The following is a 367-nucleotide window of genomic DNA, read 5'->3' as shown; positions in this document are numbered from 1 at the left end:
CAGATCTTAGCGTAGACCTGAAAACACATTTTGCATAAATTGCATTTCGGATAACACTCCGGCAAAAGAATGTTATCCATGAAACGTTCATCGGAATCATTTCTGCTTCCTTTGCAACGCCTCGGATGTCTTCCTATCTTCGTGAACAATTTCAAAATATTTTGATTTTTCGATTGTGCTTTGGATTTCTTTTTGGAATCGTTTGTGTATTCAGTTTTCAAGGTACGTATCTGATCAGTATGTACTGACCTCTGGGCTTAATTTCTTAAGTCCAAGTGGGCTTAAGTAGACTCGAACTACCGACCTCACGCTTATCAGGCGTGCGCTCTAACCGGCTGAGCTATAAGCCCTTTTCTGTTTTGATGCA

Annotated in this window: 1 tRNA gene; it reads right to left on the bottom strand. The window is 40.6% G+C overall.

The window, feature by feature from the left end:
* Positions 1–276: 276 nt before the first annotated feature.
* Positions 277–350, bottom strand: a tRNA-Ile gene (locus ACTQZS_RS15510).
* Positions 351–367: the final 17 nt, after the last annotated feature.

This window comes from Bilifractor sp. LCP19S3_H10, from assembly GCF_052119185.1.
Lineage (GTDB): Bacteria > Bacillota > Clostridia > Lachnospirales > Lachnospiraceae > Bilifractor.
Note: the sequence above shows the minus strand (reverse complement) of the source record. Positions and strands in the feature narration are given on the sequence as shown.